Raw genomic sequence first — 17432 nt, 5'->3', positions numbered from 1 at the left:
ACTATTTAACGAAAAATTGGATCAATCACGGCCATCTCTTCTGCAGTAGCCTTATTTAAAATAAGGGTATATCGGATTAGGTGTTTTTCAAAGCAGTGGCTTCCACATCATTGATAAACCGGCGCAATTTCCCAGCTACCTCGCGATTAATCTCACCATTCTCGTACAGTTTTTGCACGGTGTTACGCTGCTCCTGAATGGCCACCATTTGTAATTCCAGCTTCTCCTGATTGAATGGATCTTCCGTTTTGCCCTGGTTCCAGGTACGCAATCTGGCAATGACCCGTTCATATTTGGCGATGACCGACAATGCCACAATCCGATTACCATCATTGATATGAGCACGGATCGCCTTGATTGCTGCCTCGGAGGTACGTAACTTCACCTGGCGGAACAAATCCGCATTCTCAATCATAAATGGCTGATCCGGCTTCTGGGAACGATTCGTAAACAGATGTCCAAGCACACGTCCGATTTCACTGATGGAGAACATCATCTGGGTGTTGGTGCGGTTCGCCAGCATCATTTCCTTCCGATCCAGCCAGCTGTTACATCTGAAAGCTGCCTCCGAAGCAATTACATTTTCATCCAGCATATTTTCGATTTCCCTGCGTTCAGCACGCGTACCAATCAGATTAATCGCTGTTTCCTGCTTCAAAATGTCTTTGCGTTTCCCCGCAGTAAGCTGACCGGCAGCTTGCCTGATGTACTTCGACAGATCAGATAATACGGCAAGTGCAGCAGCTTTGTTCTCGTCGTTCATCTCCGATTTGACAGCGCGAATGGCAGCATTCAGCATAATATCTTGTGCTTTTCGCTCCGTCGTTTGCGGAGTGCCGTCAGCCACTTTTTCCTCATTCTTCGCAAGTACAGGAAGAAACACACTCGCCGCAATCAGAGTAAAGAGAATGACTCCCGCCGCCAGAAAGATAATCAGATCCCTTTCAGGAAAGGGTGAACCGTCCTGTAGAACATAGGGAATGGAGAATGCCCCTGCCAGTGTTACTGCCCCTCTCACACCCGACAGTGTAAGGATGGTAACCTCTCTCATCTTGGGCTTCCCAATGGACTTTTTCTTAAGAAAATGTTCATTTCCTTGCCAGAACAGATAGATCCAGCCAAAACGGAGTACCAATAGAAGTACCGAAATCAATCCCACATAACCAAGTACTTGCAAGTTATTGAATGAAACATTCTCGAAGATCGTGCTCAGCACATCCGGGATCTGCACCCCCAGAATAACAAACACCAAGCCGTTCAAAATAAATATAATGACAGACCATGTGCTGGCAGACACAACTTGCATCTTCAGTTGCACAGACTCCGTCCGGTCACGCTCAATGGCGTGAATAATGCCGCCCGCAACTACCGCCAGAATACCTGAAACACCGATCTCCTCACTCACCAGATAAATGACAAATGGTGTTAAGATTTGCAGTAACATATGAATGGTCACATCTTCCATACCCAAACGCCGAATCCATACGCCCAGTCGGATCAGCAGGAATGACAACAACGCCCCAACCAGCAGGCCTCCAATAGCGATTAGAATAAAGCTGAACGACGCCTGTGCCAGGGAAAATACACCGGTTACGGTTGCGGCAATCGCAAACTTAAATGCAACCAAGCCTGACGCATCGTTCATTAATGCTTCTCCCTCAAGGAGCCTATGTATGCTTTTGGGCAGATGCACACGACCTGCCATAGCGCCAACAGCTACAGCATCTGTCGGTGACAGAATGGCTGCAAGTGCAAAGGCCGCTGGCAGCGGAATCGTTGGAATGAGCCAGTGAATGACGTACCCGGCTACCACCACTGTGACAAACACAAGTCCCAACGCCAGCAGCAGGATGGGAGCCCTGAGATTCCACAGCTCATGCCTTGGCGTTCGCTTGCCATCGTTATATAACAATGGTGCGATAAACAGCACAAAGAACAATTCCGGATTCAGTGGAAGATGCACACCGGCAGGCAGCAGAGCAATGGCCACACCAAGCACAATCTGAATTAGCGGAATGGGGACAAAAGGTACAAATCGGTTCAAAATGTTCGATAAACCGATCAGCACCAGTAAAACAAGTACGGCGATAAACAGTTCCATGATGACATTCCCTTTCCGCATAATAAAGTGGTGAACCCATTTTAAGAGGTTGTTCAAAAAGTCCCCTTTTGATTACGAATCATGCCTAGCGGCATCATCAGCATCGAAGTTGAAATTCAGCCGAAATAAGCGGATGCTTACGAAGTATGTTTCCTTCGGAAACATTGTAGTTGCTCACGTAGTTTTCCCTACGCTCCGCTACTCCATTTCTAGCTTCATTCCATCTTCTCGGTACTGAAAAACTGACTTTTTGAACACGCATTTTAAGTAGCCCTTATTTTAGCATAAACCCGGGAAGATTATAAAAATGTTGTCATATTCATTACCCACACGACCCATCTGTACACGACATGACTGAAGAATTCGAATTGAATTTATATATAAGATGTTACAATAGGGTCGACAATACCCGTTTGGAAAGGAACTTATGTTATGGCCTTTGGAATTAATCGCCAGGAGCTGGCAGAATGGAAGGAATGCGTATCTCGTGGTGAAGTGGCCTACCTTACTCATTTCTGGATTGACAACCGGTTTCCCGGCATTACCAGTGTAACCAAAGTGGGCTGTGCTGATCTGGATCGGCTTGAAGACTGGTGTATAGAACATGGGCTGGATCCGCGTTACATTCATCGGCGTCAGCCTTTCCCCCACTTTGACTTGCTTGGCAAGAAACAAAAGGGAATTCTGATTCAGCAAGGCCTGATCGATCATGTCCAGCGTTTCCATCTATAACTGTTACAAATGAAGACGCCAGTCTTCAAGGTTCGCATCCTTAACTGGACATGAATTCTTGAGAAACTGGCGTCTTCAAACCTATGCGATAGTTTTAACGATGAGTATGCTCAAATGCTTTCATTTTCTCCAGCAGCTTCAGCTCGATCTTCTTCAACATGCCAAACATCTGCTGCTGCTCTTCTTCCGTAAGCGCCTGCAATAATTCCCAGGTCATTCGCCCACGATTATTAATAACCGTTCGTGCAAGTTGCTCCCCATCGTCCGTTAAGGATAACCAGACAATCCTCCGGTCATCTTCACTGCGCTCCCGCTGGATCAGCCCTTCGCTCTCCAACTGGTTTAATACAATGGTGGTTGCCCCGGAAGATAGACTGAGTTGTCTTGCCACGTCTACAGCCATGCAGCGTCCTTCACGTAAAATCATGCCCAATATATGACTTTTTGTCGGATTCAGTTTGCAGTTTGTTTCATTCTTTTGCTGCTGATCCAATACTTTATTTTTATATCTGAAGAAGGCCTCCAACAATTGATCGACATTTGCCAATTGCGAGTTTCGCTCCGTATCCGGGCTCATAAACGTTCCTCCTGCCTTTGATCATAACCTACCTTATATTGTAACATATTTGCATTATTTTGTTTGTGAAAAATGCGCTTGTATCCGAAAACCCTTTACTTGTCTATCCGGCTCATGCTTATTTTGGGGTTTCATGTGACAAGCTACCTTATAGTATGAACAGATATCCATCCAAGGAGGTTGAAGCAGTGAATATTTATATTGTTTTCGACAGTGAGGGCGGGCATACTCGGGCACTTGCCGAATCGATTGCTACAGGGGCAGCCAGTGTGCACGGTGCAACCGTACATTTGCATTCCACAGAAGAAGCCGACATCTACAAACTAGTCGAGATGGATGCCATCATCTGGGATTGCCCGGGTCATTTTGGTTGAGAAATTGAAGCAGCCTATTGCAATATATGAATGAGTTTGTTTATAATAACGTATATATTAAAAGTTACTTTTAGTTACTTAATGATTTTTATAAATTTGTTATTATAAAGTAATACGATTTCAAGCCATTATGTTGCAAGGGAATTATACAGATGAATCAGGATACTCTTTTGAAAACAGATGTTTGTATTGTAGGAGCCGGCCCCGGAGGGGCGCTGCTCTCCTTCCTGCTGAATCGGCAGGGAATCTCCACTATTCTGATTGAACGCCAGCCGCATCTTCTCAAATCGTTTCGCGGGGAAGTGCTGAATACAGATGGTGAGGCTGTACTGAAGAAGCATGGTTTATACACGTCCATCACCCAGCGGGGTGTGCTACCGTTGGAGCAGATTCAATATTGGGAGAATGGCCAGATCATTCATACGATTTCTCCAGGAGAGCAAGAATCCCATGTCGGCATTCATGTGCCGCAGGATCACCTGCTGGAAGTCATCGTGTCACAATCGCAGAAACAAGGCAATGAGAAGGTTCTTTTCAATACCGTAATGACTGGATTGTTACGGGATAAGGCCAACAGAACGGTGGGCATCAACATTCGGCAGGAAGGACGACCCACTTCTATTCAAGCTTCTGTTATTGTCGGTGCGGATGGCAGATATTCAGCTGTACGCAGACACGCTGGGCTGACCCCGGATATTCACAAGCACGGATACGACCTGTTATGGGCACGAATTCCGGCACCAGCAGGATGGGAACCTGCGGTGCGCATGGCCAGTATGGATGGTCAGCAGCTCGCATTATTCTCCCAATTCGGAGGTTACGTGCAGATTGGATGGAATATTCCGCAAGGCTCTTTCTCCAAGCTGCGTGAACAGCCCTTTGCTCCATTTGTGGAGAAGCTTGTGGCTGCCTTCCCCTGTCTCGCCGATTCGGTAGCTGAACATATCCAGACCTGGAGTGATTTTGTTTTATTATCGGTAGAGAGCAGTTTCTCCGAATCATGGGCAAAAGATAATGTTGTCCTACTTGGCGATGCTGCTCACACGATGACCCCAACGGGTACCTTTGGACTGAATGCAGCACTGGAAGATGCGGACGTACTCTCAGAGCTGCTCACTCGGATGGCGGCGGATCAGTTTGTATCCACAGAACGGCTTCAGGAACTACAAACCATTCGTGGGGAGAAAGTGAAGCATCAGCTTGCCCAACAACTAGAGATGGAAACTTCCTTCCAGCAACGTATTGAATCTTTCAATAATTAATGACCTTTTCAATAGTAGACATCACCAAACAGCCGTTCACTTCCTTATTCCTCCAGGAAGCAACCGGCTGTTTTTTTGTTTTTCAGTTTGTTATCTAACGTCTTCTGAAAAATCCACCTTTCCAACTAACACTGATTCTAACTTATTTAATTAACTTATTAATAGTTATCATCAGTTCATCCAAAACCTCGTGATCGCCTTCTGAAATTCGTTCAACGACACAGCTTTTCATATGATCTTCCAATAGTTGCTTTCCTACTCCATTCAACGCAGATTGAATGGAGGCAATTTGATGCAATACGTCATCACAATACGTATCCTTCTCAATCATTCCTTTTACTCCACGCACTTGCCCTTCAATCCGATTCAACCGGCTAATTAATTTTCGCTTCGTACTCTCAGAATGATGGCTTTTCCGTTTATTTGAAGAGGTGTGGTCACATGAAGCGGCCTCAAGTATCGTATTATCCATGTAGATCAACTCCTTTATTACACATTACCATCCCCCCCTACCCTATGTAAAGGGAGCAAGAAGTATCATGGTACGCGCTGACAAGAAATAGAAAACTCAGCCTTGATTAGATATATAAAGATGTATGAAATCATTACAAAAGTAGGCATCCCATACCTAAAAAACTTCTGGTTTGTTCGCTTTGACGTTGAATTCTACTATCAACAAGGAACTGATTACACAGACATTCAATTTATGAAGCTCGCCGTATTCTTCTGGTTTGACAGTCAAACTAACCGAACTGGTACAGACTAAGAGAACGGCTTGTCATCAACCAAGATCGAATCGGTCGGGCAACCGTCTACTGCATCTTGTAAGTCTTCTAGCCAACCCGGACCTATTACTGACATTCCGCGGTTGTCGTCTCCTTCAAAAATTACATGTGCCAAACCCTCATCATCATAACCAAAAATTTCTGGCGCCACTGCTCCACATGCACCACAAGCGATGCAAGTATCTTTATCTACACAGGTATATTTAGACATATTATACCCTCCTTACAACGATATATCACTCAAAGGGCTGTTTTTAGGTAAAAAGTTAAGAATAACCCCGGTCGAAAATTGACCGGGGCCATAGAATTACTATACTAACTCACTGATTTCAGTGAGATTTTCGGCAAAGCCTACAAAGACCTTATCTCCAATTACAATGGTTGGAACAACCTGTTTGCCAGTCAAGTTCCTGACTTCCTCAGCATACTTGGCGTCTTCTTCACAATTGTAATCCGTATAGGGCAGTTCATGCTCATTAAAGTAACGTTTAGCATAATTGCAATCGCTACAGGTTGGGATTGAATAAATCTGAATGGATTCCGTCATGCCCATTTACCCTCCCTTATACTTCATTATATATTACGCTCCGACGTTATATCCTTTTTTACGGATCGCTTCTTCAATTTCAGCGATTTGAACTTTAGATTCGTCAAATCGAACTTCTACTGTTCCTTGTTCAAAATTAACGTGGCCTTCAGCGCCAAGAGCGCCAATTGCACCTTCAATTTTAGATACACAAGAACGGCAAGACATACCTTGAATTTTTACAGTAGCTTCTTTCACTGTTTTCACCCCCTTTTAAGGGTCATAGACTTCAAGTTCTCCAGTGTTATTCGATTTACGAATTTGCTAAATTTTTCTTTGGCTTTCGCATGCCTCTTATAATATTCAATAATTGTGGTAACGAAGGGAATAAGCTGATCCTCCGTTAATCCGGAACTTAGCAGCGTGGCGAAGGAGGTTTTAAGCCCCTTCGACTCACCACCAACATAAACATCGAACTTATCGCGCATCTTTACGACCCCAATATCCTTAATTAACGGTTCACTAGTGCCTAAGGCGCACCCTGCATATCCAATCTTTAGTGGTGTAGGCGTATCTATACCGGAAATGGCTAGATTTAAATTTTTGGCTGTTTCCATCCCTGCTTCTACTGCACCTCTACAAAAATTGCACGCGATCAAACTTTTTGTTACAAATCCTGTAGGATTTATTTCAAGACCGTGATCCTCAAGTTCATTTTTGATCCGATCTCGTTGTTCAATCAATACTTCTGCGTAGAGTTGCTTAAAGGGTGTCATTTCCACTTTTGAATCTGGACCAATAATCTCGCCAATTTTAACTAGTTGCTCCGGAGTGAATAAGCTTCCACCAAGTTGGATTGGTGGACTAATCGCTATTTTAATTTTATCTCCCATGCTCATACGTCTCTAACTCACTTTACATCTACTACGAAAGGTACTGTAAAGACTTCCCCATCATGTTGGAATTGGCCCCAGATTTTATAGCTTCCGCTATGCGGGAAGGAGGTCATAAATTCCGCTTTTGGACCTGTTGCTTTTTCGTCTGTTGGATGAACATGCAGATATTGCTCTGCATTCTCGGAAAGGATAACAACATGACCTACAGCACCCAGGTATTGTTCCAGGTTATTGATCCCTTCGTTCGTTTTCGCATCCATGATATTAAAGGTCAGATTTACGTCTTCATTGGCCTTTGTGCTACTCAATGAAAGTTCGACTTTTTTACCATCCACTTCTTTTACTAGATTGGAATCCGCTTGAATAGGCTCTTGGGCTTTTTCTTGTCCCCCAACATTCACCCATTCACTGAGTGTAGTACTCGCTCCACCTTTTGGAACAAAGTCGGCAAGGATTTTGTATTCGCCACCGGCTGGAAATGAAGTTTCAATCTCAAATTTTCCATCGCCCTTATAATCAGGATGAATGTGATTAAAGTAAGAGAGATCTTTATTCACCACAATAAAGTGCATTAGTTTTTCGTGACCCATTTCAAATTCATTAACCGGATTTCCATCGGCGTCCGTGATTTGGATCGTCAGATGCGAATTTCCCTTGGCCTTCACATCTGATGCAAAGGAGAACGAGGCTTTAAGGGTACTTGCTGTTGAAACAGCATGATGCCCTGCATGATCATGACTCGCACTTTCATTTTCAGAATTCATCTCATTATGATTCATACCACCATGTCCATCTGTATGTGCACTTTCTTTAGGAATTCCGCAAGCAGACAACACACCGAAAGCTAAAACACCGGTTAACATTAGCATGATTTTTTTACTCCTCATCATCATTATCCCCTCCTATTGTAAGGCCTTGATTAGTGACGTATTTTTACGCGTTGCAATCGAAGGGCATTGAGAACGACGGATACCGAACTCAAGGCCATCGCTGCGCCTGCAACCCATGGCGCTAACAGACCGATAGCAGCAATAGGAATGCCTAAGGTGTTGTAACCAAGCGCCCAGAACAAGTTTTGCTTAATGTTGCGCATGGTCTTACGACTCATGTAGATAGCATCAGGAATACTGGATAGATCGCCGCGCATGAGTGTTACATCAGCTGCTTCCATCGCTACATCTGTCCCCGTACCAATCGCCATACCAATATCTGCAGTTGCCAAAGCCGGTGCATCGTTGATACCATCACCAACCATAGCCACTTTTTTACCTTGAGATTGTAGTTTTTTCACTTCTTCCGCTTTTCCTTCAGGCAAGACCTCTGCACGAACATGGTCAATACCTACTTGAGCAGCGATGGCTTTCGCCGTCCGTTCATTGTCACCTGTAATCATAATGACCTGGATGCCCATTTCTTTCAGACGGCTCACTGCAGCTTTCGAAGTTTCTTTAATCGTGTCTGCTACAGCGACCATACCTGCATACTGGCCATCAATGGCAACCAGCATCGCGGTTTTGCCCGCTTCTTCCAAACGTGACATCGAATTATAAGCTGCTTTTGCATCGATATTATACTTTTCCATCAGTCGACGTGTACCCACGAGCAGTTGTTTACCTTCAACCGCTGCCTGGATTCCGAAGCCCGGAATTGCTTCAAAGGATTGAGTTCCTGGTAGTTCAATATTTCGTTCCTGGATGCCAACAACGATGGCTTCCGCAAGTGGATGCTCCGAATTTTTCTCCGCAGCACCAACAAGTTTCAGGAATTCATTTTCATTGCCAAAAGCGACGACATCAGTCAATTCAGGTTTACCTTTTGTAACAGTACCGGTTTTATCCAGAATGATCACATCAATTTTATGCGTCTGCTCCAGATGTTCCCCGCCTTTGAACAACACCCCTAGTTCAGCCGAACGACCAGACCCCGCCATAATGGATGTTGGGGTTGCAAGTCCAAGTGCACAAGGACATGCGATAACAAGAATCGCAATCGCTTTTTCCAACGAACCTGCAAAATCACCTGGTGTCACCCAGAAGTACCAAACCACGAAAGCAACTATTGCAATCCCTACAACGATCGGGACGAATATCCCCGAGATCACATCGGCTACCCTTTGAATTGGTGCTTTTGATCCTTGAGCTTCTTCAACAACCTTAATAATTTGTGCAAGTGCGGTTTCTTTACCCACTTTGGTTGCTTTGATCCGAAGAATACCATTTTTATTAATCGTAGCTCCAATAACAGCATCTCCGACTTTTTTCTCTACTGGAAGGCTTTCACCCGTAAGCATGGATTCATCTATAGATGAGATCCCTTCCAGCACCTCTCCGTCTACAGGTACTTTATCTCCTGGACGAATAAGGACAACATCTCCTACAATGACTTCATCCACTGGAATGGTAAGCTCTTTACCATCCCGAACCACTAATGCCGTCTTCGCCTGCAGACTCATCAATGATTTAATAGCCTCTGATGTTCGGCCTTTCGCAAGTGATTCAAACAATTTACCCATAAGAACCAGGGTAATAAGGACCGCACTCGTTTCATAATACAGGGATGGACCATGATGCATACCGTCAGCCATACTTGACCATTGAATGGTCAAATATAAACTGTAGAAGTACGCTGCAGAGGTACCAAGTGATACCAGCACATCCATGTTGGCACTCCCGTTCCGGAGAGCCTTATACGCACCCACATAGAACTGTCTACCAATATAAAATTGTACTGGTGTAGCCAGGATCAGTTGGAACCACGGATTCATAAACAAATCCGGAACATAGATCCATGAAGTGAACGAGAAGTGACCTACCATAGTCCACAACAGCGGCAAGGAAAGAATCGCCGAAATCAATAATTTCCGTTTTTGATTACTCAGTTCTTTAGCGCGATGTTCACTTGCACCACCACTGGAACCGTCTGCCTTGACGATCGCTGTATAACCGAGTTTTCCCACCTTTTCTTTCATGTCTTCGATGGAAACTTCACCAGGGGAAAACTCAACTCGGGCCGTTTCCATGGCGAAGTTTACTGAAGCGTTAGTCACACCGGGCAACTTGTTCAAGCCCTTTTCAATTTTGTTCGCACATGCTGCACAGGTCATGCCTTCAAGATTGAACTGCGCAACTTCTGATACGGAACCATATCCAAGTTTTTTGATTTTTTCCTCAAGTTCTTTCATTTCCACTTTCGTGGGATCATACGTTACACTTGCTTTTTCCAAAGCGAAGTTAACATTCGCTGATGTGACCCCGTCCATTTTGCCGAGGCCTTTTTCAATTTTGTTTGCACAAGCTGCACAAGTCATACCTGTAATTTGTATACTCGACTGTTTTGTCTGAGCCTCTGCTGTTGACACAATAACTCACTCCCCTCACGCCGTTACTTATGATACTTCATAGCCCTGTTCTTCAATAACTTCTTTGATCTTCTCCAACGAAACCCGACCTTCGTCATACGTCACTTCAACTGAATCATCAACGAGATTTACTTTGCCGGATACATTTATTTCTTTCAAAGCACCTTCGATGGAATTTACACAATGTTGGCAGCTCATACCTTGTACCTTCAATACAATGTTTTTCATTTTATTTTGTCCCTTCTTTTTTTGGATTTAGTTTGACCTAAACAGTGGGTTAACTCTTGAAGACAGTTGTTCAGGTCTCTCGCACTCTGCAAATATAGTATACCCCCCCTACCCTATATTAAGTCAAACGGTTTTTTAAATTTCTGTAATGAATGCACAATAAAGAAGCTATCTCAAAAGTTTATTCCTAATCGTCATCAAACTGCGAGATGATCCGTAACGTCATCATAATACGTTTCCTTTTCAATTAACCCTTCATTCCACGGACTTGACGTTCAATACGACTTAATCGATTTATTCAACTGTGTTTTACTATATTCGAAAGATGACTCTTACGGTTTGAAAGATCAGTGGAGTAATCATACCCCGCACCCCTATATTTATAGATAAAAAATTTTCAGAAGATCATCGCGACCCTCTGAAAAAAAGCATCTTATATAGCAATTTCGTCTACGTCTTACAGAGTTACGCTCTACCTTACTAGGGAGCAACGAACATCTTACATAGCGATCAGAGCACGCAAACAGCTCAGGCTTCGCTTCCATTCATCGCACTTACTCGAAGTTCAGTCCATGGCAGTGACACCTGTTCCGGATGTCGCAGCCGAACGGTTCTGCTCTCCCCAGGGAGCAGATCGAAATAGTTGTCGCTGAATCGCACACGTCCGAGTGGCAGCTCCAGCTTCACCAAACGGGCGATGCCGCCACTCGCTGTCACCGTGACCGATTGTTCCTCCTCATTTACATGTACGCTCAGTTGGGATTGAAGCCACACGATATCTTTAGGATCTCGTAGAAAGTATCGATTGAACGGCGCAACGAATCCCTCGGATACCAGTTCCACCATCACTTCCTCGGCACGTCTGCCTCCCAATACTTCTGCTTCGCTCAGCTCTGTAATACGAATGGATGATTGTGAACCCGCCTCTACAGGATGGGTACTCGAATACACTTTCTCTCCATCCAGTCCATAGACATGAAGCTGAAGCTGCCCCTTCAAAGACTCCAGAGTGTCATTCACAACCCACAGGGAAAGCGGCTCACCTGGCTCATGCTCCAACGACAGCAATACCGGATGAAAGAACACTTTCCCATAATAAAAGGATGCCTTCGGCAGCAGTTCATAGTCAATCATGGACCAGCTTGTGCCTGGCCAGCTATCGTTCAATTGCCACACAAGCGCCCCGCTGTTGCGGTGATTGATCCGCCGGAAATGCTCAATGCCATACCTCAGACCTTCGGCCTGAGTCAGCATGGAATAGTTCATGTACTCTTCCATATTTTGCGGAATGCCCGTGTAACCTTCCATCAGAAGAATACCTTTTTGATGATTGGTATCCTTGTTTCGATAGGCCATTTCAGGACTGCCCCAGTAGAACTGCCCCGCAGGCATGTTCTTCTCCAAGGTGTAGCGGTTGGCTGAAGCATGCATGCCGAATTCACTGCTGAACAGGGCATCATCCTTTTTATAATTTTTGAACGTCACACCTTCAATACTGTAGTCCAGCAGCGGTGGCTCCCCGTATTTCCGCGGATAGACCGAACCATGCCATACCTGCCAGTTGTGGCGATCCCCTACGTCCGGGTCATTGGCGTCATTGCCATTGTTGTCTCCGAACGGTGAAGAAGGCCAATAAGGACGCGAGGAATCCAGACGCTCCAGCACTTCCGGGATTAGCTCATGGTAGATAAGCTCGCCATAGAAGGGGCTGTTGATATCTCCGCTGGCCGACTTCATGTCATAGAGCCAGTCAATTTCGTTATTGCCACACCAGAGTGCAAGCGAAGCCCTGTTCCGCAAACGAAGGACGTTATTTTCGACCTCTTGCTGTACATTGTTCATGAAGTCACGATTGAAGTCCGGGAATAATGCGTTGGCGAACGCAAAATCCTGCCATACCAGAACGCCTTGCCGATCACATTCATCGTAAAAGACATCTTTCTCATAAATGCCGCCCGCCCAGACACGTAACATGTTCATATGCCCTTCTACCGTTAGCTCGATCAGTTCCTTGTAACGTGAGGCAGGAATGACTCCAATGAGATGGTCAGCTGGAATCCAGTTGGCTCCCTTGGCATATATTTTGACTCCGTTCAGAATAAAAGCAAACGCATCCTCGCCCAGTTCATTATGGAGCGCCAGTTCAATTGTTCGTACACCAAATCGCTCGTTGTAACGATCTACTTCCTGACCATCTGCATATAAAGTAACCTCCAGCTTGTACAGGTAAGGCTCACCCAGATCATGCGTCCACCATAACTGCGGTGTAGACAGAGTCAGCGTTGTGTCCGCAAGACCGTCTTTTACTTCCAGGTCAGCATCTCGTGCCACTTCAATACCATCTGCATCCAACAAACGAATATCACAGGTCAGCGCCACAGCTTTACCCCGTTTCTGCCTGCTACGGAAAGACAATACTGACTTCGCATCAGCAGTAACGCGAACTACAGCTTCCTTGCTGCTGGCTGATTCAGTCCGTGCGAATACGTTTCCAAGCTTGGCTGTCGTTCGTCTCTCCAGCCGCACGGTACCCCAGACCCCTACAGTAACCATGCGCGGACCCCAGTCCCAACCAAAGTTCATCGCTGCTTTGCGCAGCCACGGACGTTCTTTAGTATAAGAGGACCAGTCGAAGGTTTCCTTGTCCCTGTGATGCAGATGAAGTGGATCAAACTTGACCGCAATGGCATTCCACCCGTTACGAACCAGCGTTGTGACATCGAATGCATGTGACATGAGCATATTCGCCGTTTGACCTACTTCATGCCCATTCACATATACCGTTGCAAACGTATCCAACCCTTCAAATATTAGCTCGAAATACGCTTCTGACTCTCCGTCCTTCACCAGATTGAAATTGGTGCGATACCACCACTCCTTCTGCTCTACCCAGCGGCTCTTAGCATCGTTATGCCCGTAATAGGGTGGATCAATGATGCTGCGCTCAACCAGTGCTGCGTGTACATCTCCTGGCACTTCCGCTCCGATCCAGAAGCGATCGTCTAACGCAGCTGCCGCTACATCCATGGCCCGCTTCTCACCAATTTCAAAATGCTGAATCTTCCATAGCCCTGATAAATCCTGACTTGAACTATTCATCGTCATCCTATGCCTCGCTCTCCAGAGCCCTGAGTTATTACGCTACGAAACCGCTTGCCGAAAGCTCAGACCTGATCCGTTATCTGCTGTCTTCTACCTTCCGAAGGCTTAAATGACAATGCCTGCTCGCGATATTCACTCGGGGTCTTGCCTGTATGTTTTTTGAACAACCTGCTAAAATACTTTACATCCTCATATCCGCTAATGGCGGCGACTTCACTTACTTTGGCAGGAGATACTGCCAGCATGTCTCTCGCCCGTCGAATCCGCATGTCCGTTACAAAATCACCAAAGGTGATACCGGTCTCCTTCTTAAACAGCTCGCTAAGATGACCCGGATGCAGATGAACCTGTCCCGCCACCTGTTGCAGACTAATATCCTGTACCAAGCCGGATTCCATATAAGCAATGGCCTTCTGTACATGTGTGGTTCGCCCTTGTCCCATTTGACTGTGGTAGGCATGCATCAGACTATATAAATGATGAAACAGCAGATCCCGCAGTTCTCCTGTATCCGCATCCGATTCAGGTATCCAAGGCTCGAATCGTTCCAAATCTTCCCGTCCAATGGCACGCATCGCACGAATCAGCCAGCGCTGACCAGCATTCACGGCAGAATGCAGACAGGCATCCAAGGATTCTGGCGTTACGTCCGGGTCAATCTTGAGCTCAGTCACCAGTTCTCGCGTCCATGTGGTGAGGGTAACCGAGTCATTATCCATCAGCAGTGTCCCGAGCGCAGTCTCTTCCTCATGCTGCAAGACCGTTTTTCCACCTTTTCGATGCAGAATATCTTCATAATGCCAGATTTTGTCCTCCAGTAATCCATGGTAACTGAAAGCCACGGAAGCCGTTCTGTAGCTCTCATGCAAACGATCTATTTCCATCCTGGGTTGACCTGCGGCTGCACGCAACGTGCATTTCAACAGCTGCTCAATCCGATTTAAGGCGAAGCCCAGAACAGATCGGAAATTCGGATCTTCTGATGGCAACGGTACAACACTGATGACCTGTTCTTTTTGAATATGAGTAATCGCACCAGGCAGAACATCCTCCAGCATATTTTGCACTGCAAACCGCAGCAATGCTGCCGAAGAACGACTCCAGCCCTCTGCTTTCAGAATCAGAACTTGTCTCTGCATCGGCTCCATGCCAGCATGAGAATTGCCGTGCACACCCGTCCCCGAATGAAGAAACGCAGGACATGGACCGGAAACAATGTCTCCATCAATAATCCATGCTGCGAACAGCCGCTGTCTGTTCTCACGTAGAAGATGTCCTTCCCTGGACTTCTCTGCCCATCGTTCCGTAATTCGTTGTTTGGCCTGAAGCACCGTCTTGATAATTTCTTCCGGCTTGCTCGTCTTCAGCAGGTAATCCGTGACTCCCTGACGAATCGCCTGTTGAGCATAAGAGAAATCATCATACCCCGATAAAATAATAACCTCCAGCTCCGGCAGCAATTGCAGCCCTTCCGCTGCCAGTTCAAGTCCCGATCTGCCTGTCATCCGAATATCGGTCATCAGAATATGCGGCCTCTCCCCGGCCATACGGGTCAACGCCTCTTCAGCCGAGGCTGCTGGCGGAAGAAGCTCAATCCCCAGCTCATGCCAGGCAATAACACTGGCTAACCCTGTGCGGATAATAACTTCATCATCAACAATCAGTAGTCTCATGGCGATTCCTCCAAGATTGGAATGGAAAATGAAATCCGGGTTCCACCGCCGACCCGGCTGTCCACTTCGAGCTGTGCAGCCGCTCCATAATGGAGTAGCAGTCTTTCGTTCACATTGCGGAGTCCATAACCGCCTTGGGATAACAGATTCACTGGCTGATTTCCCTTCAAATGTTCGCTCGAATGAGCCTGTTCTTCCTCATCTGCTGGAACAAGGTTATGTCTGATCTGCTCCAATCTGTCCGCTTCCATGCCTGCACCATCATCCAGAACCAGTACATTCATTCGTTCCTGCTCCTGCCGGAACATGATGGTGATCGTTCCCATGCCATCTTTCGGTTGAATTCCATGAATCATTGCATTCTCAACCAGAGGTTGCAGCAGCAACTTTAACATCATTCGCCTTTCAAGCGCGGGGTCAACGATATAACGCACAGCGAACTTATCGGGAAAACGAATAGATTGCACGCGTACATAATGACGAATATGAGCTATCTCCTGTTCGACCGGGCAGTAGTCCTTGCCCTGATTCAGACTGATGCGCAAGAAATCGCTCAGTCCCTCGACCATATCTGCAATCCGCTTCTCTTCAGACATCAAGGCAATCCAGTGAATCGAGGATAGGGTGTTGTACAGAAAATGAGGATTGATCTGCGCCTGAAGGGCCCTGAGATCAGCTTCCTTCTTGCGGGCTTCACTGCGAATAATCTCTTCCTTCAGTATCTCGATATGTGCGCCAAGCAGATTATAACTCTCACCGAGTCGGCCGATCTCATCATCGCTTTCAGAGCGGAAGAGGGGCAACGGTCGATCCGGGTCCATTCGGGACAGGTGTCTCGTAAGGACTCGCAGCGGTCTCGTCACACGGCGTACCGTAAACCAGACAAGCCCTGCACTGATCATGGCAGATACGCTCACTGCAACCGCAGTCAGGATAAGAATGTACCCATTCTCCGATTTATATTGATCATAGGGCACCGTTCCCGTTAACGTCCACCCTGTCAGCTGTTCCGGATAATAGAGCAGTGTCCGTTTATTCTCTCCGCTGCCATACGTAGTTGTTCCGCTTCCCCCTTGCCGAAGTAACGCCTGTACTCCCGGCTCAACCTGCTCGAGCGATTGTCCAAGTCGGGATTTATCCATGGAAGACAAGATCTCTCCAGATCGCCCGACCAGCTCCAAGCGGCCTTCGCCCTTACCCAGTCCCAGTGCGGCCCATCCTTTGGATATCGCCTGCTCATCCAGACTGATCGCCAGCCATCCGATAGGTCGATAATCATGGATACTGCGAATAGGTCGAACCAATGTAATCACATTTTGGATACCTGCATAATTCTGAACCGGATATACACCAGTCCATGTTTTGACCGCATCCCCATTCGGAGCAGGTGGATAAGATAGTACATTGGATTCATACCAGGTGGCCGTGGACAAGGAGGCATCAAAACGACCTGGATAGATCGCAATGTTGGCAATATATTTTTTGGAAGCAGCCAGATTGGTCATCCTGCCGAGAATATCCACACGCTCCAGCTCATGGTCCTCATTTCTGCTAAGATACTGCTGAATATCCCTTTCTCCAATCAGAAAGATGGATAGAGTTTCGGCATCCTGCAACATATAGCGAAGATTCGCTTCCACCTGTTTCAGTGTGTCCATACCGGACAGCTTTGTTTTTTGTTCTGTGATGCGGGAAGAGATGAGAAAGGCGAACAGACCCAGCGCGAGCAGCGGCACAATCATGGAAGCCGTAACCACAACGGACAGCTTCCGTTGCAGCGAAGATGTTAACCAGCGTGCCACACCTTTCCCTCCTCTG

General features: G+C 46.3%; 15 protein-coding genes and 1 pseudogene. 3 read left to right on the top strand and 13 right to left on the bottom strand.

All coding sequences use genetic code 11. The annotated features are described in order from the left end of the window. Nucleotides 1–76: 76 nt before the first annotated feature. Nucleotides 77–2101 carry a Na+/H+ antiporter gene (locus ACR32F_RS10885; protein ID WP_440118718.1) on the bottom strand — a complete coding sequence of 675 codons (2025 nt, stop codon included), beginning with the start codon at nt 2099–2101 and terminating at the stop codon, nt 77–79. 432 nt (nt 2102–2533) lie between these two features. Here ACR32F_RS10885 and ACR32F_RS10880 point away from each other — a divergent pair, with 432 nt between their 5' ends. Continuing rightward, complete coding sequence (locus ACR32F_RS10880) at nt 2534–2833, top strand: hypothetical protein (RefSeq protein ID WP_440118717.1); 300 nt, start codon at nt 2534–2536, stop codon at nt 2831–2833. Nucleotides 2834–2927: 94 nt separating this feature from the next. Here ACR32F_RS10880 and ACR32F_RS10875 read toward each other — a convergent pair whose 3' ends face one another. Further along, entirely contained in the window at nt 2928–3410 is a 483-nt protein-coding gene (locus tag ACR32F_RS10875) for a MarR family winged helix-turn-helix transcriptional regulator (RefSeq protein ID WP_440118716.1), read from the bottom strand. Between the two features lie 188 nt (nt 3411–3598). On the opposite strand from ACR32F_RS10875, the pseudogene ACR32F_RS10870 reads away from it, so the two are divergent. Both ACR32F_RS10870 and ACR32F_RS10865 read left to right on the top strand, forming a co-directional pair. Beyond that, nucleotides 3599–3781: pseudogene (locus tag ACR32F_RS10870) on the top strand (flavodoxin domain-containing protein); the annotation flags it as partial. 155 nt (nt 3782–3936) lie between these two features. Beyond that, nucleotides 3937–5046 carry an FAD-dependent monooxygenase gene (locus ACR32F_RS10865; RefSeq protein WP_440118715.1) on the top strand — a complete coding sequence of 370 codons (1110 nt, stop codon included), beginning with the start codon at nt 3937–3939 and terminating at the stop codon, nt 5044–5046. A gap of 142 nt (nt 5047–5188) precedes the next feature. On the opposite strand, the gene ACR32F_RS10860 is transcribed toward ACR32F_RS10865, so the two are convergent. The 11 genes from ACR32F_RS10860 to ACR32F_RS10810 all read right to left on the bottom strand — a co-directional run bounded on the left by ACR32F_RS10860 (nt 5189) and on the right by ACR32F_RS10810 (nt 17416). Then, on the bottom strand, nt 5189–5518 hold the full coding sequence (locus ACR32F_RS10860; protein WP_440118714.1) for a metal-sensitive transcriptional regulator: 330 nt from the start codon (nt 5516–5518) through the stop codon (nt 5189–5191). A gap of 290 nt (nt 5519–5808) precedes the next feature. Further along, nucleotides 5809–6042 (bottom strand): ferredoxin, encoded by a 234-nt coding sequence (locus ACR32F_RS10855; protein WP_440118713.1) that lies wholly within the window; start codon nt 6040–6042, stop codon nt 5809–5811. Between the two features lie 99 nt (nt 6043–6141). Next, entirely contained in the window at nt 6142–6378 is a 237-nt protein-coding gene (locus ACR32F_RS10850) for a glutaredoxin family protein (protein WP_440118712.1), read from the bottom strand. 33 nt (nt 6379–6411) lie between these two features. Then, nucleotides 6412–6615, bottom strand: coding sequence for a heavy-metal-associated domain-containing protein (locus ACR32F_RS10845; protein ID WP_440118711.1), 204 nt, complete (start codon nt 6613–6615; stop codon nt 6412–6414). Nucleotides 6616–6620: 5 nt separating this feature from the next. Beyond that, nucleotides 6621–7250 carry a nitrite reductase gene (locus ACR32F_RS10840; RefSeq protein ID WP_440118710.1) on the bottom strand — a complete coding sequence of 210 codons (630 nt, stop codon included), beginning with the start codon at nt 7248–7250 and terminating at the stop codon, nt 6621–6623. A gap of 17 nt (nt 7251–7267) precedes the next feature. Continuing rightward, complete coding sequence (locus ACR32F_RS10835; protein ID WP_440118709.1) at nt 7268–8146, bottom strand: hypothetical protein; 879 nt, start codon at nt 8144–8146, stop codon at nt 7268–7270. Between the two features lie 26 nt (nt 8147–8172). Beyond that, nucleotides 8173–10560, bottom strand: coding sequence for a heavy metal translocating P-type ATPase (locus ACR32F_RS10830; RefSeq protein WP_440119779.1), 2388 nt, complete (start codon nt 10558–10560; stop codon nt 8173–8175). A gap of 78 nt (nt 10561–10638) precedes the next feature. Then, nucleotides 10639–10839 (bottom strand): cation transporter, encoded by a 201-nt coding sequence (locus ACR32F_RS10825; RefSeq protein ID WP_440118708.1) that lies wholly within the window; start codon nt 10837–10839, stop codon nt 10639–10641. 528 nt (nt 10840–11367) lie between these two features. Beyond that, complete coding sequence (locus ACR32F_RS10820) at nt 11368–13944, bottom strand: beta-mannosidase (protein ID WP_440118707.1); 2577 nt, start codon at nt 13942–13944, stop codon at nt 11368–11370. A gap of 59 nt (nt 13945–14003) precedes the next feature. Continuing rightward, nucleotides 14004–15614: a helix-turn-helix domain-containing protein gene (locus tag ACR32F_RS10815; RefSeq protein WP_440118706.1), complete on the bottom strand. Its 1611-nt coding sequence runs from the start codon at nt 15612–15614 to the stop codon at nt 14004–14006. Then, entirely contained in the window at nt 15611–17416 is a 1806-nt protein-coding gene (locus ACR32F_RS10810) for a cache domain-containing sensor histidine kinase (RefSeq protein ID WP_440118705.1), read from the bottom strand. The genes ACR32F_RS10815 and ACR32F_RS10810 overlap by 4 nt, the downstream gene beginning before the upstream one ends. Between the last annotated feature and the right edge of the window lie 16 nt (nt 17417–17432).

Origin of the sequence: Paenibacillus hebaui (genome assembly GCF_051934385.1) — a bacterium.
GTDB lineage: Bacteria > Bacillota > Bacilli > Paenibacillales > Paenibacillaceae > Paenibacillus.
Note: the sequence above shows the minus strand (reverse complement) of the source record. Positions and strands in the feature narration are given on the sequence as shown.